Origin of the sequence: Pseudoponticoccus marisrubri (genome assembly GCF_001482405.1) — a bacterium.
Taxonomy (GTDB): domain Bacteria; phylum Pseudomonadota; class Alphaproteobacteria; order Rhodobacterales; family Rhodobacteraceae; genus Pseudoponticoccus; species Pseudoponticoccus marisrubri.
Genome location: NZ_LPXO01000044.1, coordinates 1 through 1268 on the forward strand (window position 1 = coordinate 1; position 1268 = coordinate 1268).

General features: G+C 63.0%; 1 pseudogene. It reads right to left on the bottom strand.

Annotated features, from left to right (window positions below):
- Positions 1-34: 34 nt before the first annotated feature.
- A pseudogene (locus AVJ23_RS21890) lies at positions 35-1203 on the bottom strand (IS3 family transposase).
- Positions 1204-1268 lie beyond the last annotated feature (65 nt).

Here is a 1268-nt window from a genome sequence, read left to right on the forward strand (position 1 = left end):
TGGCCTGCCCCTATTGGGTGGTCCGGTTTCAGTCTTAGTGCATGACGGGTCTCGGCGCCAAGGTAGATGCCTGGGGCGGGGGCGATCCGCCATCTCGGGACGGCCAGTGAATGGCCTCCGGAGCTGGTGATCGATATCCCAGCGACGAGTGTGGCCTGACGGTATTGTAGTGAACCCTCCACGCATCAATGATCACGCGGGCCTCGGCCAGCGAGTAGAAGATCTCGCCGTTGAGCAACTCGTCGCGGAGCTTCGAGTTGAAGCTCTCGCAGTAGCCGTTCTCCCAGGGACTGCCTGGTTCAATGAACGCCGTCTTCGCGCCGACCGCATCGATCCAGTCCCGCACGGCCTTGGCGATGAACTCGGGGCCGTTGTCGGATCGGACGTGGCCGGGCACTCCCCGAAGGATAAACAGGTCGGTCAGAACATCGACGACGGCCGTGGAATTGAGTTTCCGGTCGATCCTGATCGCCAGGCACTCCCGGCTGAACTCGTCTATAACATTGAGCATACGGAACTTTCTCCCATCGTGGGTTCGGCTTTCCACGAAATCGTAGGACCAAACGTGGTTCGGACGCTCTGGTCGGAGGCGGATGCATGATCCGTCATTCAGCCAGAGCCGCCCCTTCTTCGGTTGCCTCGAGGGCACTTTCAGCCCCTCCCTCCGCCAGATCCGCTCGACGCGCTTCACGTTAACGGCCCAGCCGGCGTCTCGCAGCATGGCCGCGATCCGGCGATAGCCGTAGCGCCCATACTGGGAAGCGAGCGCGATGATGTCCGCGGTCAGCGCGTCTTCATCGGCCCGGCCGCGCGGCACATTGCGCTGTGTCGAGCGATGCTGGCCGAGCACCCGGCAGGCGAGGCGTTCCGACACGCCGAACGTCTGCCGGACATGCTCGACGCAGGCCCGGCGGCGAGCGGGGCTCAGAAGTTTCCCGAGGCAGCCTCCTTCAGGATCAGCTTCTCGAGTGTGAGATCGGAGACGGCCTTCCTGAGCCGCTCGTTCTCCTTCTCGAGCTCCTTGAGACGCTTCACCTGATCGGTCTTCAGCCCGCCGAACTCCTTGCGCCAGCGGTAGTAGGTGAACTGCGTCACCCCGATCGACCGCACCGCCTCGGCCACCCATCGGCCCTGCGATACCAGCACGTCGACCTGCCGAAGCTTCGCGACGATCTCCTCCGGCTTGTGTCTCTTCTGTCCCATTCGTTCGTCCTCCATCTGGCTCGAAAGCCTACCTCAGGAAGGACCACTTTTCTGGGGGCAGACCA